This window comes from Morganella sp. TYF_1 (assembly GCF_043105645.1).
GTDB lineage: Bacteria > Pseudomonadota > Gammaproteobacteria > Enterobacterales > Enterobacteriaceae > Morganella > Morganella morganii_B.
The window spans coordinates 52,536-77,943 of the sequence record NZ_JBICLU010000026.1; the positions used below are offsets into that span (position 1 = coordinate 52,536).

Annotated in this window: 22 protein-coding genes; 17 read left to right on the top strand and 5 right to left on the bottom strand. The window is 49.6% G+C overall.

All coding sequences use genetic code 11. The features are described from left to right. The first annotated feature begins 2 nt into the window (after positions 1–2). Together pntB and ACF8OF_RS13530 are read left to right on the top strand one after the other, a co-directional pair. Complete coding sequence (gene pntB / locus ACF8OF_RS13525) at positions 3–1,394, top strand: Re/Si-specific NAD(P)(+) transhydrogenase subunit beta (protein WP_045138870.1); 1,392 nt, start codon at positions 3–5, stop codon at positions 1,392–1,394. A 78-nt stretch (positions 1,395–1,472) separates the two neighbouring features. Next, entirely contained in the window at positions 1,473–1,916 is a 444-nt protein-coding gene (locus tag ACF8OF_RS13530) for a hypothetical protein (RefSeq protein ID WP_262859199.1), read from the top strand. A 58-nt stretch (positions 1,917–1,974) separates the two neighbouring features. Here the strand turns inward: ACF8OF_RS13530 and uspE are convergent, their stop codons facing one another. Together uspE and ACF8OF_RS13540 are read right to left on the bottom strand one after the other, a co-directional pair. Further along, positions 1,975–2,922 (bottom strand): universal stress protein UspE, encoded by a 948-nt coding sequence (gene uspE, locus ACF8OF_RS13535; RefSeq protein WP_392496944.1) that lies wholly within the window; start codon positions 2,920–2,922, stop codon positions 1,975–1,977. A 143-nt stretch (positions 2,923–3,065) separates the two neighbouring features. Beyond that, positions 3,066–3,824 carry an FNR family transcription factor gene (locus tag ACF8OF_RS13540; protein WP_004237544.1) on the bottom strand — a complete coding sequence of 253 codons (759 nt, stop codon included), beginning with the start codon at positions 3,822–3,824 and terminating at the stop codon, positions 3,066–3,068. Between the two features lie 495 nt (positions 3,825–4,319). Between ACF8OF_RS13540 and ACF8OF_RS13545 the strand changes: the two genes are divergently transcribed. The 3 genes from ACF8OF_RS13545 (at position 4,320) to ACF8OF_RS13555 (ending at position 6,517) form a co-directional block, all read left to right on the top strand. Then, a complete protein-coding gene (locus tag ACF8OF_RS13545) occupies positions 4,320–5,330 on the top strand; it encodes an NAD(P)H-quinone oxidoreductase (protein WP_392496945.1) in 1,011 nt (336 codons plus the stop codon). A 241-nt stretch (positions 5,331–5,571) separates the two neighbouring features. Continuing rightward, positions 5,572–6,351: a PadR family transcriptional regulator gene (locus tag ACF8OF_RS13550; protein ID WP_349466852.1), complete on the top strand. Its 780-nt coding sequence runs from the start codon at positions 5,572–5,574 to the stop codon at positions 6,349–6,351. Between the two features lies 1 nt (position 6,352). After that, the gene (locus tag ACF8OF_RS13555; protein ID WP_392496946.1) at positions 6,353–6,517 is read left to right on the top strand and encodes a hypothetical protein; all 165 of its coding nucleotides are present in this window, start codon (positions 6,353–6,355) and stop codon (positions 6,515–6,517) included. Positions 6,518–6,552: 35 nt separating this feature from the next. Here ACF8OF_RS13555 and ACF8OF_RS13560 read toward each other — a convergent pair whose 3' ends face one another. After that, positions 6,553–7,725: a MalY/PatB family protein gene (locus ACF8OF_RS13560; RefSeq protein WP_262859195.1), complete on the bottom strand. Its 1,173-nt coding sequence runs from the start codon at positions 7,723–7,725 to the stop codon at positions 6,553–6,555. 50 nt (positions 7,726–7,775) lie between these two features. After that, on the bottom strand, positions 7,776–9,392 hold the full coding sequence (gene malX, locus ACF8OF_RS13565) for a maltose/glucose-specific PTS transporter subunit IIBC (RefSeq protein WP_392496947.1): 1,617 nt from the start codon (positions 9,390–9,392) through the stop codon (positions 7,776–7,778). A 195-nt stretch (positions 9,393–9,587) separates the two neighbouring features. Between malX and malI the strand changes: the two genes are divergently transcribed. The 8 genes from malI (at position 9,588) to ACF8OF_RS13605 (ending at position 17,857) form a co-directional block, all read left to right on the top strand. Then, on the top strand, positions 9,588–10,616 hold the full coding sequence (gene malI, locus ACF8OF_RS13570; RefSeq protein WP_262859193.1) for a Mal regulon transcriptional regulator MalI: 1,029 nt from the start codon (positions 9,588–9,590) through the stop codon (positions 10,614–10,616). Between the two features lie 171 nt (positions 10,617–10,787). Next, positions 10,788–11,693 carry an AEC family transporter gene (locus tag ACF8OF_RS13575; RefSeq protein WP_392496948.1) on the top strand — a complete coding sequence of 302 codons (906 nt, stop codon included), beginning with the start codon at positions 10,788–10,790 and terminating at the stop codon, positions 11,691–11,693. A gap of 18 nt (positions 11,694–11,711) precedes the next feature. Next, positions 11,712–12,173 carry an NUDIX hydrolase gene (locus tag ACF8OF_RS13580; protein WP_279800166.1) on the top strand — a complete coding sequence of 154 codons (462 nt, stop codon included), beginning with the start codon at positions 11,712–11,714 and terminating at the stop codon, positions 12,171–12,173. Positions 12,174–12,290: 117 nt separating this feature from the next. Then, the gene (locus ACF8OF_RS13585; RefSeq protein WP_349466849.1) at positions 12,291–13,538 is read left to right on the top strand and encodes an adenosylhomocysteinase; all 1,248 of its coding nucleotides are present in this window, start codon (positions 12,291–12,293) and stop codon (positions 13,536–13,538) included. Positions 13,539–13,659: 121 nt separating this feature from the next. After that, positions 13,660–14,316, top strand: a complete 657-nt coding sequence (locus tag ACF8OF_RS13590) for a Crp/Fnr family transcriptional regulator (RefSeq protein ID WP_392496949.1) — start codon at positions 13,660–13,662, stop codon at positions 14,314–14,316. Between the two features lie 69 nt (positions 14,317–14,385). After that, the gene (locus ACF8OF_RS13595; protein ID WP_279800161.1) at positions 14,386–15,411 is read left to right on the top strand and encodes a low specificity L-threonine aldolase; all 1,026 of its coding nucleotides are present in this window, start codon (positions 14,386–14,388) and stop codon (positions 15,409–15,411) included. 524 nt (positions 15,412–15,935) lie between these two features. Beyond that, a complete protein-coding gene (locus ACF8OF_RS13600; protein ID WP_392496950.1) occupies positions 15,936–16,730 on the top strand; it encodes an aKG-HExxH-type peptide beta-hydroxylase in 795 nt (264 codons plus the stop codon). After that, the gene (locus ACF8OF_RS13605; RefSeq protein WP_392496951.1) at positions 16,730–17,857 is read left to right on the top strand and encodes an MFS transporter; all 1,128 of its coding nucleotides are present in this window, start codon (positions 16,730–16,732) and stop codon (positions 17,855–17,857) included. The genes ACF8OF_RS13600 and ACF8OF_RS13605 overlap by 1 nt, the downstream gene beginning before the upstream one ends. Positions 17,858–17,894: 37 nt before the next feature. On the opposite strand, the gene ACF8OF_RS13610 is transcribed toward ACF8OF_RS13605, so the two are convergent. Beyond that, entirely contained in the window at positions 17,895–18,779 is an 885-nt protein-coding gene (locus ACF8OF_RS13610; RefSeq protein WP_262882574.1) for a DMT family transporter, read from the bottom strand. 87 nt (positions 18,780–18,866) lie between these two features. Here ACF8OF_RS13610 and ACF8OF_RS13615 point away from each other — a divergent pair, with 87 nt between their 5' ends. The 4 genes from ACF8OF_RS13615 (at position 18,867) to ACF8OF_RS13630 (ending at position 25,349) form a co-directional block, all read left to right on the top strand. Next, positions 18,867–20,204, top strand: a complete 1,338-nt coding sequence (locus ACF8OF_RS13615; RefSeq protein ID WP_392497348.1) for a PLP-dependent aminotransferase family protein — start codon at positions 18,867–18,869, stop codon at positions 20,202–20,204. Between the two features lie 575 nt (positions 20,205–20,779). Beyond that, on the top strand, positions 20,780–23,476 hold the full coding sequence (gene mgtA / locus ACF8OF_RS13620; protein ID WP_349466845.1) for a magnesium-translocating P-type ATPase: 2,697 nt from the start codon (positions 20,780–20,782) through the stop codon (positions 23,474–23,476). Between the two features lie 82 nt (positions 23,477–23,558). After that, entirely contained in the window at positions 23,559–24,026 is a 468-nt protein-coding gene (locus ACF8OF_RS13625; RefSeq protein WP_392496952.1) for a GNAT family N-acetyltransferase, read from the top strand. 132 nt (positions 24,027–24,158) lie between these two features. Then, complete coding sequence (locus ACF8OF_RS13630; RefSeq protein WP_392496953.1) at positions 24,159–25,349, top strand: tetratricopeptide repeat protein; 1,191 nt, start codon at positions 24,159–24,161, stop codon at positions 25,347–25,349. Positions 25,350–25,408: the final 59 nt, after the last annotated feature.

Genomic DNA, 25,408 nt, shown 5'->3' on the forward strand with positions numbered 1-25,408 from the left:
ATATGTCGGGCGGAGTCGTTACAGCGGCATATATTGTTGCCGCAATCTTATTTATTTTCAGTCTGGCCGGGTTATCCCGCCATGAAACCTCACAACGGGGTAACCTGCTGGGTATTACCGGTATGGCTATCGCGCTGGTTGCCACCATCTTCGGGCCGTATTCTGCTAATATCGGCTGGATTATTGTTGCCATGGTGATTGGTGCGGTGATCGGTATTCGTCTGGCACGTAAAGTCGAAATGACCGAAATGCCGGAGCTGGTTGCTGTTCTGCACAGCTTTGTGGGTCTGGCAGCGGTACTGGTCGGTTTCAACAGCTATATGGATCACGACCAGGCACTGACCTCTGCGGTGATGAATAACATTCACCTGACAGAAGTGTTCCTCGGTATCTTTATCGGGGCGGTGACTTTCACCGGTTCTATTGTTGCTTACGGCAAATTATGCGGGAAATTGTCCTCCAAACCGCTGATGCTGCCTAACCGCCACAAACTGAACCTAGCGGCACTGGTGGTGTCTTTCCTGCTGTTATGGACCTTTGTCAAAACTGACAGCACCGGCTTACAGGTCTTCACCCTGATCCTGATGACCGTGATTGCACTGGCCTTCGGCTGGCACCTCGTCGCCTCTATCGGCGGTGCGGACATGCCGGTCGTGGTCTCCATGCTGAACTCCTATTCCGGATGGGCAGCGGCGGCGGCGGGCTTTATGCTCAGCAACGACCTGCTGATTGTCACCGGTGCGCTGGTCGGTTCTTCCGGTGCGATCCTGTCTTACATTATGTGTAAGGCGATGAACCGCTCCTTTATCAGCGTGATTGCCGGCGGTTTCGGTACTGACGGCACCGCATCATCCGGCGATGAAGAGCAGGGCGAGCACCGCGAAATCAGTGCGGAAGATGTGGCGGAGATGCTCAAAGGGGCAAGTTCCGTCATCATCACCCCGGGCTACGGTATGGCGGTTGCCCAGGCTCAGTATCCGGTTCACGATATCACCCAGAAACTGCGTGATAAGGGCATCGAAGTCCGTTTTGGTATCCATCCGGTTGCCGGTCGTCTGCCGGGACACATGAACGTCCTGCTGGCTGAAGCAAAAGTGCCTTACGATATCGTACTGGAAATGGATGAAATCAATGATGATTTCAAAGACACCGATGTGGTGCTGGTGATCGGCGCGAACGACACCGTTAACCCTGCGGCACTGGAAGATCCGAACAGCCCGATTGCCGGGATGCCGGTTCTGGAAGTATGGAAAGCGCAGAACGTGATTGTCTTTAAACGTTCGATGAATACCGGTTATGCCGGGGTTCAGAACCCGCTGTTCTTCAAAGAAAACACCCAGATGCTGTTTGGCGATGCCAAAGCCAGCTGTGACGCGATTCTGCGCGCACTGTAATCCGGGTAAAAAAGCATAAGATGCACAAGGCGGGTAAATGTATTACCCGCTTTTTTTTCACTCAGAGGGTTCAGATTAATGAAAAAAATAATGGCCGTTTCACTCTTTCTCTTTTCTGCCTCCGCATTAGCCATTCCGAATATCTGGACATCCGGTTTCGGTCAGGGGTTTATTGAGTACGGGATCAGTAATGACACCGGTGTGACTGTTGTTGTCGCCTGTAATGTCGGGGCGGACCCGGAGGATTATGAAAATTCAATCGATCACAGTATTGCTATTTCCGCCGGAGATCATGAAGTGGAAGGGCAGATTGAATTTCTGATCGACGACGAAGCGTATTTTGTACCGGACAGCACCAAGAACCGTGCCGGTGCTGCGGCCTGGACCAATCTGACGGAAGCGCTCAGTAAAGCCACAGAGTTTAAGGTTTATTCCGATAATAACGTGGTCGGTGAATTTAAACCGAATAAGAAGAACGTGAAAAAAGTGCTCGGTGACGGGATGTGTGCACCGTTGTTCTGATTATCGCAGAACGCGAAGAAAATTCCCGCAGATGCCGTGGCCTCTGCGGGAGACAGAATTAATCATCGTCACTGGTATCGATCGGACAAACAAAACCGTCCGGTTTCACCGCCAGCAAATCACACTTCAGGTGGTCGATAACATGCTCTGCGGTATTGCCGAGGAACGCGGCAGAAATACCGGTACGGCCGATAATACCCAGCACCACCACCCCGGCATTCAGTTCACCGCACACTTCCGGAATCACTTTCTCCGGTAATCCCTCATAAACGTGGGTGTACTCCTCGCCGATGGCGAATTGCTGGCGCAGCTCTTTCATGGCGATAAGATGCTGACCGCGCAGTGCGTTGTTGTAAGTATTCGGGTCAAAATCCGGTAATTCGATAGCGATATTGATAGGCGCTACCGGATAAGCACTGACCAGATGGATAGCCGGGTCTTTCACAATCCGTTTTGCGAGATCCTGTGTCAGTGACACCAGTTTGAGATTCAGCGCGTCATGGTAGGATTCTTCATTGGACAGATTCACACCGACCACCACAGAACCCTGTTCCGGCCAGACTTTATCCTTAACCATCCAGACCGGACACGGACATTTGCGCAGAAGCTGCCAGTCCAGCGGGGTGAAAATCAGAGACTCAAATTTATCATTCTGATGTGCCATTTTCAGCAGCAGATCATGACCACCACTGACAACTTCCCTGATAATCGCCTCATAAGGCCGGTTATGCCATACCACTTTCACGTCGATATCGATACCGGCTTCCAGATAATAACGCGCCTGCTGTTTGATCCACGCGCAACGCTGAGCAATCACGCCTTTGCGCATGGCATCCCGTTCTTCGGGGGACAACAGGGTGGTCATATCGTATGACAGATCATAGATAGGTAAGAAAGCTTTGATGCGTCCGCCATTGCGTTGCACGATATATACCGCACGCCGTAATGCCGGCTGATCATCCTGATTGGGGTCTATTGCAACTAAGAGGTTCTGATATTCAGACATTCATCTCTCCTCGCGGGGCTGGATACGTATCTATAAAGATAAACCAAACGGGAGCAGTAATGTAGGAAATATTCGCACCAGACCGAAATTAACCGGTCTGATGCGTTTTACGGCAGGCAAAAATGCTGCCGGGAGGGGAATGATTAATCCTGCGGCAGTGCAGGTACTTTACCAGCCAGTGCCGCCAGCTGTTCCATATCTTCGATGGTGATATATTTGCCTTTTACTGCCAGCATTCCGCTTTTCTGGAAACGCCCCAGCAGACGGCTGATAGTCTCGACCGTCAGGCCCAGATAGTTACCGATATCACCACGGGTCATGGTCAGACGGAATTCCCGCGGGGAAAAACCGCGCTGCGCAAAACGGCGGGACAGGTTATAAATAAAGGCCGCCAGACGCTCTTCCGCATTCTTTTTGGAGAGCAGCAGGATCATTTCCTGATCGCCTTTGATTTCACCGCTCATCAGGCGCATCATCTGCTGACGCAGATTCGGCATTTTACCGGACAGGTCATCCAGGGTCTCATACGGAATTTCACAAACCATGGAGGTTTCCAGCGCCTGAGCGAAACTCGGATGCTCGGTATTGATAATGGCATCAAAGCCGACGAGGTCACCGGCAAGATGGAAACCGGTGATCTGCTCATCACCTTCTTCGGTGATGGTGTAGCTCTTGATGGTCCCGGAGCGGATTGCATACAGTGATTTCAGCTCATCTCCGGCTTTAAACAGTGCCTGACCTTTCTGGATAGGCTTTTTACGCTCGATAATATTGTCGAGCTGATCCAGTTCATGCTCATTGAGCGTGAACGGAATACAAAGCTGGCTGATGCTGCAATCCTGGCAGTGGATCGCGCAGCCACCTGATTGAATTCTACGTACTACACGTTTTTCCGGGATCATAGGCTTGCTCTTGAAATAATATTGATTTGAATCAATTTTATCACAGACTACCAAAAGTGGTAAGTAGTCTGAGTTTAAATATCGTCATACCGGGCTGAAAACAGGGGCATAATATTGACATATTATGCTTTTTCCGTGATGTCATAATGTGAATTATTTGATTAAACTCTCAATAATCCGGTTTAAAATAACAGAGCGGGGGAATGCAGGTCAATTTCCTGCTTATCAGCCTGTTAATAAGCCGGTTAAATATGAATAATGCGTTCCTTCCGCGTTATAAAGTAGTGTGATACATTAAAAATCGTCACAAATAAATAACGAAAAAACCAAAATTCCGGCCGGATAAAAAATATAAAAAGCAGTGGCCGGATATAATACACCGTTATAAACATGCAGTGCTATCTTTGATAAGCTGCACTATGCTGAAACCGTAACTTGCCTGACTCGTCATAAAACGACAGGTATTACAAAACCGGGACTGTTTAAGGAAAAGTAATGATGTCATATGCATTACCTGAATCAATGATGGCAATTGATATAACCCGGCACGGTGGCCCTGACGTATTACAGGCAATTGAGATGCCGTTGCCGAAGGTACAGGGAGAATACCTGCTGGTTAAGGTGGCAGCCGCCGGTGTTAACCGGCCTGACGTGTTTCAGCGTCAGGGCAGTTATCCGCCGCCGCCGGATGCCTCCCCGATTCCGGGGCTGGAAATCGCGGGCGAAGTTGTGGCAGTCGGGGAGGACTGCAAACGCCGTCAGATCGGCGATAAAGTGTGCGCACTGGTTGCAGGCGGGGGATATGCGGAATATTGCCTGGTTCATGACAGCATCGCGTTGCCGCTGGAAAACCTGAGTTACACCGAAGCGGCAGCCATTCCGGAAAACTTCTTCACCGTATGGGCGAACGTCTTCCAGACCGGCAAACTGCAGAGTGAAGAGAGTGTGCTTATCCACGGTGGTACCTCCGGTATCGGCAGTGTGGCGATTATGCTGGCGAAAGCCTTTGGTGCCACGGTATACACCACCGTCGGCAGCAGTGAAAAAGCAGAGCTTGCCCGGCAACTGGGTGCTGATCACGTCATTAATTACCGCGAAGATGATTTTGCCCGGATTATTCCGGAACTGACCGGCGGGCAGGGCGTGAATATGGTTGTTGACCTTATCGGTGGTGATTATGTCAGCAAAAACTATGAGGTTGCAGCCAAAGGCGGGCGGATTATCCAGATTGGCCTGATGCGCGGTAATCCGCAGAATCTTAATCTGATGCCGCTGATGGTAAAACGCCTGCTGCATACCGGCTCAACACTGCGCGCCCGGACACCGGAAGAGAAAGCGGTTATTGCCCGTGATCTGGCCCATAAAGTCTGGCCGCTGTTGCGGGCAGGAAAGGTCAAACCGCTGGTCAACTATACCTTTAATCTGGCGGATGCGGCAAAAGCCCACCAGCTGATGGAATCCGGCGATTTAACCGGAAAAATTGTTCTGATTAATCCTGACTTCTGATTTTCGTCCTTTATACCTGCACTGTCAGTGTGTTTCGCACCATTTGCTGATAGTGCAGGTCACTTCCTGCTATACTGCGATAGTGATAATCATTCCCGTTAAAAGACAAATCGTGCTATTTTAGATATATCTAATTTGATCTTTTTATTCCGGGAGGCTATAGTCGTTCCTGAGGGCAAAACAGATATATCTAAAAACTGATTTTGCGGATTTTCACTCTATATCACAAAAGGAATTTACTATGTTTCTTCATGCATTACGCCATCGTGCCTGTGACTCACAGGAAGGGCGTCAGCGCCGCGGCGGCCATGGCGGCCGTCACGGGGAACGCCACGGACAAGACGGGCACTGTTGTCACGGTGAACATCATGGTCACGGCGAACACCGCAGTCATTGCTGCCATGGGGACCACCATGGACACGGCGAACATCACGAACACGGCTGTCACGGCGATCATCATGAGCACCACGAAGGCCACGGTTGTCACGAAGGCCGCGAACACGGTCGTCACCGCGGTCGCGGGAAAGGCTTGCGCCGTCTGCTTGATCATGGTGACCTGCGTATTATGATGCTGGCAAATCTTAACCAGAAACCGAGCCACGGTTATGAGTTAATCAAATCCATCGGTCAGCTGACTTCCGGCCTCTATACACCGAGTCCGGGCGTGATTTACCCGACACTGACCCTGCTTGAAGATCAGCAGCTGATTGTCGCGGAAAACACCGGTAACGGCCGTAAAAGTTACAGCCTGACACCGGAAGGTAAAATGCATCTGGAAGAGAACACCGATGTTCTGGAACAGATTGCACAACGCCTGCAGGAAACCAAATCTTTCCGCCGCGGTTCACTGTTATCCGATGAAATCGAACAGGCGCTGGGGAATTTACGGGCACTGTTGCGCCATAAACTGGTCACCAGTGAACTGGACGAAACCAAGCTCGGGCAGATCGCGGATATTCTTAATGATGCCGTCCGGAAAATAGAAGCGGTTAACGACGCACTCAGCAAAGAAGGGGAATAATATGGCGGAAAACACCACCTCCGGGAAGATCCCGCCGGAAAAACCGGCTCAGGATGAAAAACAGGAAGCGGTGAACACCGGCAGACCCGCAGATAAGTCGTGTCCCAGCTTACCGTTTTCCTATTTACGCCGCGCCTTGCGCAATAAGGTCGGCAAACACGAATAACCGGGGCGCATAATGCGCCCGGGTCGTGCAAAACATCAGCGTGATTTCAGCGCGTGAATTAATTTATCCATGCCTGCGGCGAGTTTATCACGCGGGCATCCGGCATTGAGACGCAAAAATCCGCGACCTTCCTCTCCGTAGGTATATCCCGGCATGATCGCCACTTTTTCCCGTGTGATAAGATCATGTTGCAGGGCATTATCGTCAATATTCAGCGGATTCAGATCTATCCACGCCAGATAGGTGGATTCCGGTACCTGCCAGTTCAGCTGTGGAAATTCCGCATCCAGCCGCTGCTTTATATAATCCAGATTAGCAAAGAGATAATCACGCAGCTCATCCAGCCACGGCGCACCTTCCCGGTAGGCCGCGATATGGGCGATAACCGCCAGCACGGCGGGGGAAGAGAGCCCGTCACAGGCTTTCAGCTGATGAAAATAGGCTTCACGGGAGGCGGTATCTGAAATCAGCCCGTAAGCGCCGGTCAGTGCCGGGATATTGAAGGATTTGGATGCTGAGGTGAATAACGCCCATTCCCCGCGCCCGGTTTCAGACCACGGTGTGTGCTGATGCGGTGCACGGCACAGATCCATATGAATTTCATCACTGATCACCCGCACATTATGCCGCTCGCACAATTCTGCCATGGTGGTCAGTTCTTCGCGGGTCCAGACTTTCCCGGTCGGATTATGCGGACTGCACAGCAGCAGAATCCGCGTCTCCGGTTTCGCAAGCAGGGATCCCAGCGCATCCATATCGCACCACCAGCCGTCTGTTGTTTTTTGCAGCGGGCAGGGAACGACGGTGCGCTGATTGCCGGTGATCGTTTTATAAAATGCGTCATACGCCGGGGTATGCACCACCACACCGTCACCGGGCTGTGACCACAGGCGGATCATCTGACTGACCATGTAAATTACCGACGGCCCGTACACCAGCGCCTGAGTATCAATCTGCGCCTGAAAACGGGATGAAAACCAGTGTGCAACAGCGCTGAGAAAATCGTGGTGCTGCCAGCGGCTGTAGCCGAACACGCCGTGTGCGGTGCGCTCTGAAATCGCTTTCAGGATCACCGGCGCGGTGACGAAATCCATATCTGAGATAGTAAAAGGCAGTAAATCCGCCTGACCAAAGCGATCCTGCACATAATCCCATTGCGTACAGTAAGTGCCGTGGCGGTCAACAGGGACAGAAAAAAGAGAGGACATAGTTTCTCCGGAAAGAAAAACCGCACTGTCAGGCAGTGCGGTGTGGGTTATCAGGCGTTTTGAGGTTCCGGCTGAGTGGAATCAGGCGCGGATTTCATCAGCTTTTCCAGTTCATCTTTGACAGACTGAACCTGCGGGCCGATAACCACCTGTAAGTTATGTTCATTCAGATGGACAACCCCGATCGCCCGCAATGCTTTGAGCTGCGCGTCATCCACTTTGCTCATGTCCTGCACGGACATCCGCAGACGGGTGATACAGTTATCCAGTGAAATAATGTTTTCTTTACCGCCCAGCGCCGCCAGAATAGCCGGAACATCATAGCCGGATTTCCCTGCTGAACTGCCGGTTGCCGGTGCGCTTTCTTTGGTGTCTGTATCGCGGCCCGGCGTTTTGATATTGAAGCGGGTAATGGCGAAACGGAAAATCGCATAGTAAGAAGCGAACCAGATAAAGGCCACCACCGGTACCATATACCACTTGGTCTGGATGCCGTGGAGGATCCCGAAGACCACAAAGTCAATCAGGTTACCATCGGTGTTACCGATAGTGACACCGGTAATCGCCATCACGGTAAAGCCCAGCCCGGTCAGAATTGCGTGGATCAGATACAGGAACGGTGCGACAAACAGGAACAGGAATTCCAGCGGTTCTGTTGTGCCGCCGATAACACAGGCAACCACACCGGAAATCAGTAATCCCTTAATTTTATGACGATTTTCAGGGTGAGCACAGTGATACATCGCTAATGCCGCCCCCGGCAGGCCGCCGAGAAACGCCGGCATTTTACCCTGAGACAGGAACTGAGTCGCGCTGGCTGAAAACCCCTGCGTTTCCGGGCAGGAAAGTTGTGCCTGGAAAATGGTCAGTGCGCCGTTAACGGTATTACCGCACACTTCCATGGTACCGCCCGCTTCAGTAAAACGGATCAGCGCCACCAGGATGTGGTGCAGACCAAACGGCAGTAACAGCCGTTCACCGGAGCCGAAAATCATCGGTCCGAAAGCACCGGCGCTCTGAATCAGCTTACCTAATCCGTTGATACCCATAGCAAACCACGGCCAGATCAGCGGAACCAGCAGGCCGCACAGGCCAAGTACCAGAGTCGTGATAATCGGTACAAAACGGGTACCGCCGAAGAACGCCAGGGCATCCGGCAGGCGGATGGTATTAAAACGTTCATGCAGCATATACACAATAATACCGACGATAACCGCACCGAGGATCCCGCTGTCGATAGACTGAATTCCCAGCACATCACGGATGTTATGAGCCTTCAGAATCGCCGGGTCCGTGGTCGGTAAAATATCGGCGGCAGTGAGGTAGAAGTTAGTGGCGAGGTTAAACACCGCAAAGCCGACAAACCCGGCAAATGCAGCCACGCCTTTGTTTTCACGCGCCAGCCCCAGCGGAATGGCGATAGCAAACATGACCGGCAGGAAACTGAAGGCAAATGAGCCGATTTTGCTCATCCAGGTGAACAGTAACTGGAAAGCGGTGTGATCCAGAAACGGCAGCAGTGTCAGTACGTCGCGGCTGCTGAGGGAACTGCCGATGCCGAGGATGATCCCGCAGAACGAGAGCAGCGCGACAGGCAGCATAAAGGTTTTGCCCAGTCCCTGGAAAAACTCCCAGAGCGTGACTTTTTGTTTTGGTTGGCTACTCATACGGTATCCTGTAAATGTCAGTGTGGTGTTGTGAAGGTAAAATAAGATAAAACGTTTTACCAAATTATAATAGTTGCCCGATCACAAAAAATAAACATGACGCAGTAACCATATTTCAGAAATAGATAAAACGTTTTATCGGATTTTGTGTAAAATCCCGTGCAGTATCCTGAGCATAAGGAAGTATCCGGCGTTATGAATCTCAGAAAAGTCACGATAGTTGATGTGGCGCAGCAGGCAGGGGTATCCGTGACCACGGTATCACTGGTACTCAGCGGAAAAGGGCGGATCTCGCGGAAAACCGCGGATAAAGTCAACGCGGCAATTGAAGAACTGGGGTATGTCCGTAATCAGCAGGCTGCCACATTGCGGGATAATATCTCCAATGTGATTGGCCTGATTGTCAAGGATATTACCGAACCGTTTTATGCGGAAGTCGCCGCCGGTGTCAGTGAATATGCGGAAACACAGGGCAAGCAGGTTTTTCTGACCCAGTGCGGCAATTCCGCTGCCGGATTTGCCCGCTCGCTGGACAGCCTGATCCGCTACGGCGTGGACGGTGTGATTGTCGGCGGCGGAAAATTTCTCACCAATGACGTGGTTGAGCGGGTAAATCATTATCAGATCCCGATGGTGTGCGCGGCCCGGGCCAGTGAGTTCTCCGGTATTGATGTTGTCCGCCCGGACAATGCCTCTGCCGCCAGAATGGCAACGGAATACCTGATCAAAAACGGTCACCGCCAGATTGCCTATTTCGGCGGGGAAAGTGACTCTCTCACCCGCGCTGAACGGGTCGGTGGTTACTGCTCGACACTGGTGCAGTACGGGTTACCGTTCCGCACCGAATGGATAGTGGAAACGGATAACAAGCAGCAGAATATCATCCGCCGGGTATCTGAATTTATGTATCAGTATCCCAAAGTCAGTGCGATTGTCTGCCACAACACCGGCACGGCGCTGGGCGCGTATTTTGCCGCCCTGAGTACCGGTAACACGGTCAGACAGGGAGATAACGAAAGTTATTTCACCCAGGAAATCGCCCTCGTGGGGTTTGATGATATCGGCAGTGAAGCACTGTATGACATCCCGGTGGCCTTTATCACCCAGCCGTCTCGGGATGTCGGCCGCAGTGCTGCAACCCGCCTGCTGCGGCGCATCGGTGGTGATAGTTCTCCGCCTGCAAGCGTGACACTGTCACCCGGTTTCTCACAGCTTAACGGATAATGATATCGCTGCGGACTAACATATAACCCCGGCAAAGCGTAGCGCGTTTTATGCGCTGCGGCAGGTAAAATGTAAAAACGCGATCAGCAATACAAATCCGGCACTGGTGCTCGCGTAACCCGTTGTTCCTGTTATGATGCGGGAATCCCTTTTCCTGCCGGATTTCCGCTGATGTTCGCAATTCTGATGACATTATGGCCGCTGTTTGCACTGATTCTGCTCGGTTGCATTCTGAAGCGGCGGCCGGTTTTCGATGCCGGGTTCTGGAACGGCGCGGAAAAGCTGAATTACTATATCTTATTTCCGGCGCTGCTTATCAACAGCCTTGCCGTTGCTCCGCTGGATAACCCGCAACTGCCGAAACTGGCTGCGGCACTGGTGATTATGCTCGGGCTGTCCACCGCCGCATTTGCAGTGGTAAAGCGTCTGCGCGGAATACCAACGGCAGAATTCGGCGTACTGCTGCAGGGGGCGATCCGCTTTAATACCTATCTCGGGTTATCCATCGTCAATGATTTTTATGGCCCGTCCGGTGTGGCAGTGGCTGCGGTGATCCTCGCGGTACTGGTTCCGCTGTGTAATATCATTTCCGTGGTTGCGTTATCTGAATTTCAGCAGTTATCGCTGCGCCGCCTGTTGCTGCCTATCCTGACAAACCCGCTGATTATCTCCTGTATTATCGGGATGTTTCTGAATGTCACCGGTACGGGGCTGCCGTATAACACCGACCAGTTTGCCAGACTGCTGGCCGGTGCCAGTCTGCCGCTGGGGCTGCTGTGTGTCGGGGCGGCATTACAAGTGGCGACCATCCGCTATTCCGCACTGAAAATCAGCCTTAACAGCCTTGTCCGCCTGTGTGTTATGCCATTACTGGCGATTGCGGTAGCGACTGTGATGGGGTTAACACAACTGGAATATCAACTGTTTGTGATCTTTTTTGCCATTCCGACCGCGCCGACCGCCTATATTTTATCGCGTCAGCTTGGCGGTGACAGCCAGCTGATGGCCGGGATTATCACGTTTCAGACCATGGTGGCGATACTGACACTGCCGGTAGTTCTGACGATGATCACCTGAATAACCTGAGAAAAAATAATGACATCTGTTATCAAACATTTTACTGCCTCCGGCCTGATCAGTGACAGCCAGGGTCGTTTTCTGCTCCATCGCCATCCGAAGCTCGGCATCTGGCTGCCGCCCGGCGGGCATATTGAAGAAAATGAAGAACCGCAGGATGCCGTACTGCGTGAAATTCACGAAGAAACCGGGCTGGAATGCCGGATTATCAGCTGGGATACACAGGCGCAACAATTTATCACACCACTGCCGGAGGCTGGTGTGTTGCCATTGCCGATGGCGATCCTGAAAGAATTTATCCCGGACAAGAAAACCGGCGATCACTGGCATATTGATATGGTGTATTGGTGTCATCCAATAGATGAAACAGCCGTACCACATCCTGACTTTCAGTGGATGACGCCGGAGGCGATCCTGAAAACGGACAATGTTCCGCAGGATGTCTGTGGCCTGATTGCTATGGTGCAGGCGCGCCGCTGAACAAAGCTTTCACCCGGCTGTCTTTTTTTTCTGATTCAGGGCAAATGCCCTGGAGACCTCCGCAACCTCCGGTTACTGTGGCTCATCCCGTGATAAAAGACGTATGCAGGAGTTACCATGGTTACCAGTATTTATAAAGATCTCTCCTTAGCACCACAGGGTGAGCAAAAAATCGCCTGGGTTCGTGCCCATATGCCGCTGCTGCGCGCACTGGAACAGCGTTTCACACAAGAACATCCGTTTGCCGGAAAACGCATTGCGCTCTCTATTCACCTGGAAGCCAAAACCGCCTATCTGGCACGGGTTCTGGCCGCAGGCGGGGCGGAAGTGTCCGTCACCGGCAGCAACCCGATGTCCACCAAAGACGATATTGTAGCGGCACTGGTTGTCAGCGGCATCCATACATTTGCCATTCACGGCGCGGATGCGGAAGCCTACCGCAATTTTGTAAAACAGACTCTGGCCTGTGAACCGCACATTGTTATTGATGACGGCGGGGATCTGGTGCATGAACTGCACAGTTTGTATCCGGAATATGCAAAACACACGATCGGAGCCTGCGAAGAGACCACCACCGGTGTTCTGCGCGCAGTTGCCCGTGAAAAAAGCGGCGCACTGAATTTTCCTGTTTTATCGATTAACGGCGCGCAATCCAAACATCTGTTTGATAACCGCTACGGCACCGGACAATCCACCTTTGACGGCATTATGCGTACCACCAACCTGGTTATTGCCGGGAAAACCGTGGTCGTCGCCGGTTACGGCTGGTGCGGCAAAGGCTGTGCCATGCGGGCGAAAGGATTGGGTGCGGAAGTGATTGTCACGGAAGTGGATCCGATAAAAGCCCTGGAAGCGAAAATGGACGGCTTTGCGGTCATGACCATGTCTGCAGCAGCACCGCTGGGTGATATCTTTATCACCGCCACCGGCTGCTGTGACGTGCTGACATCCGGACATTTCAGTCTGATGAAAGAGGGTGCCATTATCAGTAATACCGGGCATTTTGAGGATGAAATCAATCTGACCGATCTTCAGCAGCTAAGTGACAACGTCACAATTGCCCGTGAGAATATCGAAGGTTATACCCTGAAAAATGGCCGCACGCTTTATCTGCTGGGCCGTGGTGCACTGGTTAATATTGCCTGTGCGGACGGGCATCCGGCAGAAATTATGGACATGAGTTTTGCCCTCCAGGCACTCAGCGCCGAGTATCTGCTTAGCCATGATCTGGAAGCGAAAGTCTATGATGTCAGTGATGAAATTGACCGTGACGTGGCGGCACTGAAATTACAGGATATGGGCGTTTCACTTGATAATCTGACCACGAAACAGCAGCAGTATCTGAACGGCTACGAGCTGAAGTAACCCGACTGACGGGCTACCGGTAATCCGCAGCCCGTCAAAACAGGCATTTGCCGGTTCAAACCTGTTGCTAACCATGCTAACGTTTACACACTGATTATCCCGTCCTGACAGATACCGCCACATGCAAAATACAACCCCGTTTCGTGAACTATGGCTGAAATTCAGCGAAGAAGAGCTGCTGCCGGAGGCAGACGACCTGCTCCGTGATGCGCCGGATGTTGTCAGAAACAGTGTAACCACACTGCATATCTATAACGGACAAAATCTGATTTGCCAGGGCGACCCGGCTCAGGCGGTCTATATCATTCTGGACGGCGAGTTTATTGTTAATAAGCAGGCGGAGAATGGTAAACAGGTCGGACTGACATTCTGTTACCGGGGTGAATTCCTCGGGGAGATGGAGGCGATTTGCCGGCAGGCATACCGTTATGATGTGATTGCGCTGTCAGACTGCCGTGTACTGAGAATGCCGGCGGCAACATTTCTGTCCTGGCTGTCACAGGATCACCGCCTGTCTCTGCTGCTTAACCGCCAGCTGGCAAAACGCTGCCTTATCAACGGTGAACAGCGGCTGATGAATGCGGTTGATTCTATCGAAAACAATCTGCTCTATATGCTGACACAAATCAGCGGCCATCAGATCCATCTTCCCCGGGATATGCTGGCCAGCATTCTCGGTACTTCCCGGCGTCATACCGATAAAGTTCTGCTGCGCCTGAAAACACAGGGGAAAATTACCCTCAGTGAAGGTGTGATCGGGCTGGTAAAACCGGACTGAACTGCGATCAGTACCATTGTGCGCCGGTAAGTATCAGCATAGTATTACTGCACACTATCGGAGGAGCATATGTACCGTTTTCAGAATGACTATAATGAAGTTGCACATCCGGCTGTTTTAAAAGCCATTACTGACACAGCAGGCCACCGCCACGACGGTTACGGCACGGATACGTTATGCGGTGATGCCGCAGCGCTGATTAAACAGCGGATTGGTCAGCCGCAGGCTGATATCCATTTCTTTAACGGCGGTACTATCACCAACCTGACGGCGATTTCCCATTTCTTACGTCCGCATCAGGCGGTGATCTCCGTCAGTACCGGCCATATTGCCACCCATGAAACCGGGGCAATTGAAGCGACCGGACACAAAGTCATCACCGTATTTTCCCCGGATGGCAAACTGACACCCGATCATCTTAAACCGGTCATTGCCGAACATAATGATGAGCACTGGGTACAACCGAAACTGGTCTATATCACCAATTCCACTGAGATCGGCACGGTTTACCGCAAGGCAGAATTACAGGCACTGCGCCGTTTCTGTGATGAGCACGGGTTATGGCTCTATCTTGACGGTGCCCGTCTGGCATCCGGATTAATGTCCGCACAAAGTGATCTGACAATTGAAGATATAGCGGCACTGACAGATGCATTCTATATCGGCGGTACCAAAATCGGTGCGATCGCGGCGGAAGCTCTGGTGATCAATAATCCGGCGCTGAAAGATGATTTCCGGTTCAGCATCAAACAGAAGGGCGCACTTCAGGCAAAAGGCTGGCTGCTGGGTGCGCAGTTCCTGGCGTTGTTTACCGGCGATCTCTATTTCTCATTAGGCAAACATCTCAACAGCATGGCCGGACAACTGGCGGCGTTCTTTACGGAGCAGGGTTTTACCTTCCTGGCACCGCCGGAATCCAACCAGGTCTTTGTTATTCTGCCTTCCGCACTGGCGGAAAAACTGAAAAAGCGGTTTGTTTTCCATGAAACCCTGTTGCAGGAACCGGAAAAATCCTGTCTGCGTCTGTGCACCTCGTGGGCAACCACACAGCATGATATCGATGATTTTAAACAAACATTTTTGTCATTGATCTGAATAGCGGGATAATTTCGGTATTGATAGAACCACGCGGTGAAGACACCGCGTGGTTTTTTATAGTCTAATATTATGGCAATTATTTATTTGATTATTATTTCTGCTTATTTTCGTGATATTGATTCAGAAAAATAACACAGGCTAAAAAAAGTGTTTTTTTATCGCTATTTTTATTTTAGGGTTTAAATGCAATCTGAGTGTACAGTACATCCATTCCTGTAACCTGTTATTAATAAGGAAATGAAATAATGAAAAAATTAGATAGAAGCAAACTACTGAAAATAAAATCACCATTATCAGGATGGTCGTTCAGTAAATAATAAACCCGTTAACTAATTGATAAACCATGTCTGTCAATCCGGACATGGTTTATCTGTCTGCCCGGAAGCTGTTATATGATAAATCTGACTTTTCCTGATTATAAACATCAGCAAGCTTATCAGTATTTCTCTGGGGAAATCTATGAATCACTTAATTATTTATTATCTTATTATTGCTTGCCAGAAATAAACACCGGGGTTCCGTTGTCGTGGCAAAATTGTGCCATTCATTATATTGCCGGAAAATATGCGGAAGATGATGAACATGCAGATGCGGTCACTTACCTCAATCAGCTGATGCGAAAGAGAACGCCGTTACCACTGACAATTTCGCCGCTGACATCCGCCGATCATTCTCCTGCAAAACAAATGATTCTTAAAATTATCCGCGACGATAAACAACTTGGTTTCGGCTATTGTGATGATCCGGTACTGGCAGCAGCGGAAACGGAGAAAATAACACAGGCGTTATCCGTTATTCGTCGCTGTGCGCCGGACACCGGCAATGAAATTGACCGGTTTATCCATCAGATATACCTGACTCAGGAAACGGCAGACGGCTCTCGCTTTATGCGTTCCGGTACTAACTTCTATATGTGGGGAATGATGTTTGCCTATGTGCATCCATCGCATTCGGTCGCGTATTATATTGATATTCTGGCGCATGAATGCGGTCATACTGCACTGAATATCCTCAATGCCGGTGATCCGCTGGTACTTAACCCGGCGGATGAGGTCTTTGCTGCGCCACTGCGTGATGATGACCGGCCGATGATCGGTATTTTTCATGCCTTATTTGTGTTATCCCGCATCTGCTATGTATTTTCTGAAATTATCCGTAACAGCAACGATATACCGGATCCGGAATATTATGACCGGCTGAGCAGTAATCTGGAAAAACTCCGTGATACTGCGGATATTGTCAGGCAGCATGCCATACTGACAGAAACCGGGAGTGATATTTTCACAACCATCTGCCGGCGCTGGAATCTCCGTTGATGCAGATTTACCGGGCTGTTTTTGAGCGGAAAAGCAGGGCGATTAATATCTGCTTTTTCTTTAATGCACTGGGCTCCGGGTTACTGATGCCGCTGGCATTACTCTATTTTGCCGGAAAAACACTCAGTGAAAAAGAAATCCTGTATCTCGGCACGATTAAATTCTGGTCATTCTCATTGGCCTATTTTTTTATTATTCCGCTGATAAGCCGGTTTAACAGCAAAAAAACCCTTGTTTTTTCACTGTTGCTTAAATTGCTGTCACTGTCATTTTTGTTTATCGGACAAACATTTTACCTGTGTACTATGGTGATGCTGGCAAACGGTCTTGCCACCTCCGTATTTTCTGTGGCAGCAAAATACTATATTAAAGCCACCTCAGAAAATATCAGCGAAAGCTTTTCAGTGCGAATGACACTGAATAATACCGGCGCGGCGGTTGCACCGGTGCTGATTACGCTGTGTGTCTTTTTTTCACTGCCTTTTCCATATGCATTATTTATTCTGACCGGGATTTTCATGGCGGGTATTCTCTTTTCAGTAAAACTGCGTTCTTGCCCCGGTAAAGCAGAAAACCGCTTTTATTACCTGCATTTTTCTGATCTTACCGGCAGAGATACCATGCTGATCTCTGTAGTCAGCATTATTTTTGCCATGCTGTATTACAGTTTTGAGGTGATTGTACCGCTGGAATTGATCCGAGCCGGGGATGACTATCTGATAGGTCCGGTTTTGTTGTTTAACACATTGATGATTATTGTCGGCCAACTTCCTGTATACCGTTACTTCACTGAAAAATGGGGCATTATTACCGCACTGATGATTGCGACAGGGCTATGTATTCTTCTTTTTGTTCCGTGGTTCTCCGGTATTGCAGAACTTCCCGGTCTGTTACTGATTGTACTGGGCGTCACACTGCTGGAAATGTTTTACGGGGCGGGCACCGACACACTGATCACATCGGCGGATTCGCCCCGTAAAATTGCCGTACTCGACGGCATTTCAGGTATTTCTCTGGCAATTGGTGCGGCAATGACAGCGGCAGTTTACAGTGATTCGATACTGTTTTTACCGCTGGTTATTGCGCTGTATCTGGTTGTCGCCGGTATAATTGTATCGCGAAAATAATCAGCCCGGAAAATACCGGGCACAACACTATTTTCTCTCACCGGGAAAACCGCTTTGAACCGGCAACACAAGCGATCACACCACAGGTTGATGCTATCATCACTGAACTGACCGTTTCATCCAGTAACCACGCAGAAAGCACCAGCCCAAAAAACGGTTGTAACAGCTGTAACTGACTGACGCCGGTAATACCGCCTTCTGCCAGTCCCCGGTACCAGAAGAAAAACCCGATCAACATACTGAACAAGGAAACGTAAATCAGCCCGCCCCAGGCTTGTACCGGTATTCCGCTGAATGTCACCGGCAGAAAAACAATGCTCAGAATCAGCATCAGCGGCAAAGAAAGAACCAGCGCCCAGCAGATCACCTGCCAACTGCCGAGAGGCCCGGAAAGGCGGGCACCTTCCGCATAACCCAATCCGCACAGCAACACGGCTGCAACCATATACAAATCACCGGTCAGTGTGCTTTCACCGCCCTGAAACAATGCAAATCCCATCACGAACAGGCTGCCGAAGACAGAAAAAAACCAGAACGCGGGACGCGGACGTTCATTGCTGCGCAGCACTCCAAACAGTGCTGTCGCCAGTGGTAATAACCCCAGATACACAATCGAGTGTGCCGAACTGACATGCTGAAGAGCCAAGGCTGTCAGTAACGGAAACCCGACGACGACTCCCGCCGCAACAATAATCAGCGACAGCAGGTACTTCGCGGCAGGCAAACGCTGGCGCAGAATAACCAGAATGAGCAGAGCGGCAATACCGGCAATCGCCGCGCGGGCGGTTGTCAGAAAATCCGGAGAAAACCCGGTAATACCTGCTTTGGTGGCGGGCAGGGAGCCACTGAAAATCAGCACGCCGATAAACCCGCTGATCCAGCCGCGTGTTGAGCGGGAAACCGTTGTCATTGCATTATCCATCCTATACCCCGTTAATGACGTCTTGTTATCACGGAGAGTAATGCGGATAATAATGACAATCAAAAAATTGTCATGGATACATTCGGTATGGCAACACCGCGTTATAAACAATACGTCGATACCCTTGCAGCCCGTATCCGCAGCGGTGAGCTGGCAGCCGGAACACAATTGCCGACTCACCGTGCTTTTGCTGCACAGGAAGGGTTATCATTAGTGACAGCGTCACGGGTGTATCAAGAGCTGATTAAACAGGGGCTTGTCAGTGGGGAAACCGGGCGGGGAACATTTGTCAGGGATATCAGCTTATTACCGGTTACTGGTATTGAATGTGATGTCACTCCGGCAATGTATGACCTTAACTTTATCTACCCGGAAGTCACGGAACAGACCACATTACTACGCGGCACCCTGCGCCGGTTATCCATGAGCGGCGATCTGGAAAGTCTGTTGCATTATCTGCCTCACGCCGGGCGGCATCAGGAGAGGGTTATTGTTGCTGATCACCTGAAGTTGCGCGGATTTTCTGCCGTTGACCCGGACACGGTCGTCATGGTCAGTGGTGCCCAGCACGGGCTGGCCTCTGTTGTTCTGAGTATGTTCAGTCCCGGTGATGTGATTGCAACGGATGCACTGACGTATCCCGGCTTTAAAGCACTGGCACAAACCTGTCATATCGAATTGATTCCGGTACCGGTTACCCCGGAAGGCCCGGATTTGGTGGCGTTGGCACAATTGTGCTGTCAGCGGAAAATCCGCGGCTATTTCACCATGCCGACACTGCATAATCCGCTCGGCTGGGTAATGGATCTGACATCCCGCAGGAAGCTGATAAGCCTTGCCCGGGAAAACCGTTTTTTTCTGATAGAAGACGGCTCCTACGCTTTTCTGCAGAAACCGGCACCGGCGCCACTGGCAGAACTGGCACCGGATATCACATTTTATGTCACCGGATTTTCCAAGAACATCGCCACCGGCCTGCGGGTCGGGTTGGTGGTTGCGCCTCCGGGATATGTTGCTGAGCTGGAAAAAATCATCCGCATCACCACCTGGAACACGCCGGCACTGATGACCGGTATTGTCCGTGAATGGCTGGAGCAGGGCGAAGTCGAAAAACTGGAGCGGAAAAAGCGCCGTGATGCCAAAGCCCGGCAAAAAATTGTCAGCAGTATTTTTGCTGATTTACCTCACATTGCACATCCGGCCGGGTATTTTTTGTGGATCCCGTTACCGGAAAATGTGCGCTGTGATGCGGTTATCAGTCGTCTGAGAGCAGCCAATATTGTCGTCAGCCCGGCGGAATCTTATGTCGTGACCCGAGATATCCCGCAAGCTATCCGTGTGGCTGTCAGCACACTGCCATACGATGATCTGGGATCCGCACTGATGACAGTCAGAGACACCATTTTATATCTGATGGATTTATAATTTTACTTTGTGATTTTACCGGAATATACTCCATGTGTTTATTTTTTGCGGAGAACACATCATTGGACAGTCATAGATTATTTATCAAAATATATTGAACCTGCCGGTAATACTGTTTTCCTTTGACTGCCGGCAGTAATACTGCGGCAGTACCTCTCTTCGTAAATGGTACTTCCTTATTTAATTTCACTTATCTTTTACAGGATAAGCCCGAAAGGACGGATTTATCATGAATCTCTATATGCTGGCGTTATTCCCTCCTAACTGATTGTTTTTTTCAGTTAATTCAATTTAAATTGCCGTGCTTGCACACCGTATCCTGTTATTCCGTTTATTCAGAACGGAAGAGGCATGGCTTTTTATTAAAAAATCCACAGTACGTATTCATTTATGAATAAGCGTACAGGCTACCTTTTGCTGATAAGGAATATATGGACATACCACCCGGGCCCGGAAATATACCACTTCCCGGACTGTCCGTTATCATGACAGTTATTTAAATTAACTGTTAAATCAGGCAGTCCGGTGAAAAATAAATGACTCAGTTTATCTGAGGAAATAAAAGGAATCGTACCATGACTGTCAACGTTAACCGTACCGTCACACCGGCTGTGCGCGATAATAATACTTTCCCTGCGGCGGTCTATGCCGCAAAAACACCAGACGAAACATTAGCAGAATTACATTCTGATATGCTGGGGCTGGATGAAATTGATGCCCTTGACCGCCTGATAGAACATCAGGAAAACGTAGTGGCACATGACAAAGCACCGTCCGCATTTATTCAGTTTATTTCCGCGTTTCATAATCCGTTTATTTATGTGCTGCTGGCGCTCGCTGTTATCAGCTTTATGACGGACTACCTGATCCCCCTGCAACAAGGCGAAGAGACGGACCTCACCGGTGTACTGATCATCGGAACGATGGTTTTTCTGAGTGTGGTACTGCGCTTCTGGCAGGAATACCGGACCAACAAAGCGGCAGAAGCCCTGAAGTCGCTGGTAAAAACCACTGCCACCGTACTCCGGCGTAAAAAAGGACGATCTGTCCGGACTGAGCTGCCGGTGAAATGCCTGGTTCCGGGAGATATTGTGGTTTTGAGTGCCGGAGATATGATACCGGCGGACTTGCGGCTGCTTCGTTCCCGCGATCTTTTTATCAGCCAGGCCATTCTGACCGGAGAATCGGTTCCGGTGGAAAAATATGATACTCAGGGCGATATCCATCAGAAAGACGCGGCAACGATAACGGAAAATGGTCAGTCACTGACGGAATCGGGCAATATCTGCCTGATGGGCACCAATGTGGCCAGCGGCACCGCACTGGGTGTTGTGGTGGCAACCGGTGACAAAACTTACTTTGGCTCACTGGCGAAATCTATCGTCGGCACACGCTCACAGACGTCATTCGATCGCGGGGTGAATAGTGTCAGTATCCTGCTGATCCGCTTTATGTTAGTGATGGTGCCGGTTGTCCTGCTGATTAACGGGTTTACCAAAGGTGACTGGTTTGATGCCACACTCTTTGCGCTTGCCGTCGCAGTCGGATTAACCCCGGAAATGCTGCCGATGATTGTCAGCTCTAACCTGGCAAAAGGCGCAATTGCAATGTCACGGCGAAAAGTTATCGTTAAACGGCTGAATGCAATACAAAACTTTGGTGCAATGGATATCCTGTGTACAGATAAAACAGGGACGCTGACACAGGATAATATTATCCTCGAGCATCATCTCGATACCGGGGGTAATACTGATGAAGCCATACTGGGACTGGCGTGGCTGAACAGTTTTCACCAGAGCGGCACACGTAACCTGATGGATCAGGCGATCATCCGTTTCGGGCGCGGCAAAGCCGAAACAGAGTCTCTGCACAATTATCAGAAAATTGACGAACTGCCGTTTGATTTTGTCCGCAGACGTCTGTCTGTGTCAGTAAGAAAACCGGATGGTACCGCCTTGCTTATCTGTAAAGGCGCGGCGGAAGAGATGCTGTCGTGCTGTTCTCTGATCCGGACCGGCAATCATATTTCTCCTGCGGATGATGTGAAAAAACAGGCCATTATGGCGCTGGTCAATCATTATAATGAGACAGGATTCAGAGTGCTGCTGCTCGCCGAACGGGTTCTGGACAGTAAAGAGCAGGGGCTGCCGCTCTCTGCCGACAGTGAACAGAATATGATTTTATGCGGAATTCTGACCTTCCTTGACCCGCCGAAAGACAGTGCGGCAAAAGCCATCAAAGCACTGAAACATAATGGGGTAACGGTAAAAGTACTGACCGGGGACAATGCGGTTGTCACAGCAAAAATCTGTCGTGAAGTCGGGCTGGATGCTTCAATGAGTATCAGTGGTGACCAACTGACGCTCCTCAGTGATGAAGAGCTGAAACAGGTGGCACAAACACACACTATTTTCTGCAAACTGACACCGCTGCAAAAATCAGCCCTGGTCAGGATTTTACAATCTGCCGGTCATACTGTTGGTTTCCTCGGGGATGGCATTAATGATGCACCGGCATTGCGGGATGCAGATGTGGGGATTTCCGTGGACAGCGGAACGGATATCGCCAAAGAATCTGCGGATATTATCCTGCTGGAAAAAGATTTGATGGTTCTGGAGGAGGGCGTCATTAAAGGGCGCGAGACATTCGGCAATATCATTAAATACCTGAATATGACCGCCAGTTCTAACTTTGGTAATGTATTTTCTGTTCTTATCGCCAGTGCCTTTATTCCGTTCCTGCCGATGCTGGCTATTCAGTTACTGATTCAGAATCTGCTTTATGATATGTCTCAGCTGGCGCTGCCGTGGGATAAAATGGATAAAGAATTTCTGCGCAAACCCCGTAAATGGGATGCAGGCAATATCCGGCGCTTTATGATTTGGATTGGCCCGACATCGTCTGTATTTGATATCACCACCTTTGCATTATTATGGTTTGTTTTCGGGGCAAACAGTCCGGACAGCCAGGTTTTATTCCATTCCGGCTGGTTTGTTGAAGGATTATTATCACAAACACTGGTCGTGCATATGCTGAGAACACAACGGATCCCGTTTATTCAGAGCACAGCAACATTGCCGGTATTATTGGTGACCGGGATTGTTATGGCCATCGGGATCTGGCTGCCGTTTTCACCCATCGGAAGTTATATCGGGCTTGAGCCGTTACCGTGGGAATATTTCCCGTGGCTTGCGGCTACGCTGGTCAGCTATTGCGGCCTGGCGCAAATCATGAAAGGCATTTATATCCGCCGCTTCGGAATGTGGCTGTAAGTTAAGATGCCTTATATCTGTTATTCAGCTGATTTTTGCTGAATAACAGGTACAATCAGAGCGTCAGAATAAAAGGAATACTATGCACTTAGAATTTAAACGGCTCACTCAGATAGAACCGGCCGATATCACGGCACTGAATAATCACCCGAATGTCTTACAGCAAATGCCGCTGGGCAGCCCGGATTTTGATGATGAAAAAAGCCGCAACTGGGCAAAAGAAAAAGACGCTCAGTGGAATATTAACGGATATGGCCCTTGGGCATTTGTGATCGACGATGTATTTGCAGGCTGGGGAGGGCTTCAGAAAGAGGGTGATGACGCTGATCTTGCGCTGGTTCTTCATCCTGATTTTTGGGGAACGGGAAAGGTCATCTGTGATAAAATTATCCGCCACGCGTTTGATGAAATGCACTTAACCAGTATCACCATTTTATTACCGTTATCCCGAAACGTCTCGCGATTTATAACACGTTACGGATTTCAGCCGGATGGTTCTGTTAACTATGATGGTGTGGATTTCCGGCGATACCGGTTATTTTCAGGCTGACATTAAGATAAAACACCTGCCGGTGGGTGTTTTATCTTGTCGTGAAGATGTGATTTTTTCTTCGAAATTAGACTTGCCAATGAATTTAACATAAAATTAGATTTATATTTTCTGACCGGGAACGTCCTTCTGATGAGACTTAATGTTTTGCTTTTTTCTCTTTTTCCTGTGATATCGTTTGCTTATCAACCGGAATATTCGTCAATAAATATCAGTGATATAACAGGAAAAAAAGCAACGACTAAAACTATAACTGTCTATGCAGGTGTTGAAAGCTGTAAAGATACCAATAAATTAAGACAAAAAATATCTGAGCTCAAACTCGGAAATTTCAAGGGGTGCGATGCTATAGGCCCTGACAAATATTTCGTTGTATTTGATGTGAATGCGACGATAGGAGGTTCCGGTTCAGTAAGTAATCTTGCGTTACAACGTTCTGAAAATCCGAAAAAAGAGTATGAATTTGGTGCTTACTTTAATAATGATTGGGTTAATAACGTAAAAACAAGCTTTAACCTGGGGTATGCACTAATTAACCTTCGTAATGACAGCGATAAAATTCATTACCGCAGCTTGGTTCACTCCACTGGTGCGTTATTTAATAATGCACCTCAGAGTAATTTTACGCATTGGCTGGAACCAGAAAAGGATGTCAATGTTGTTATACCACTGGTGTCCAAGCCATATCTGTCAATGATGGACAGGAAAATAATAAGAGAACCATCTGAGTTATTTATTGCCACATTGAAGCGGGCAGATGCCGGAGATGTACAAGCGATGTATGAGGTTGCTAATTTGCTTGACAGAACGAACGAGCATGTCCGGACAGACCGAAGCAAAGCTCACGAATGGTATGTAAAAGCAGCAGATAACGGACATGTTATATCTCAATATATCGCCGGAGAAAATTTTTATTGGTTGTATAGCTCGAGTGGCAACCCGGAAAGACTTGCATCAAGTGTAAAATATATTGAAAAAGCAGCGATGGCAAATAACCCTGTTGCACAATATCGGCTGGCGCATTTTTTACGAAGTGATTTATACGGACTGAAAGATTTGCCGCGTGCCAAAATTTTGATGGAGGCATCGGCAAAGCAGGGTTACCTTACTGCTCAAAGTGCATTGGCTATTATGTATTTCACCGAAGATAACAAAACAGAAGGCTATGCCTGGGCACTTAAGACGTTTAATGGTGAAGAATATAAGCGCAAGGAATTAGACTCATTAGCAGCCTTAATGACTCCGGAAGAAATCAGCGCTGCCGAACAACGGGCTAAAATACTGAAAAATGAATTTCCGGTAAAAAAATTTGATTACGAGTAGTTCAAAACGAATAAAAAGGCTCTGAGCCATTCCGGTAAAGTGGAGTTTACCGGAATTTT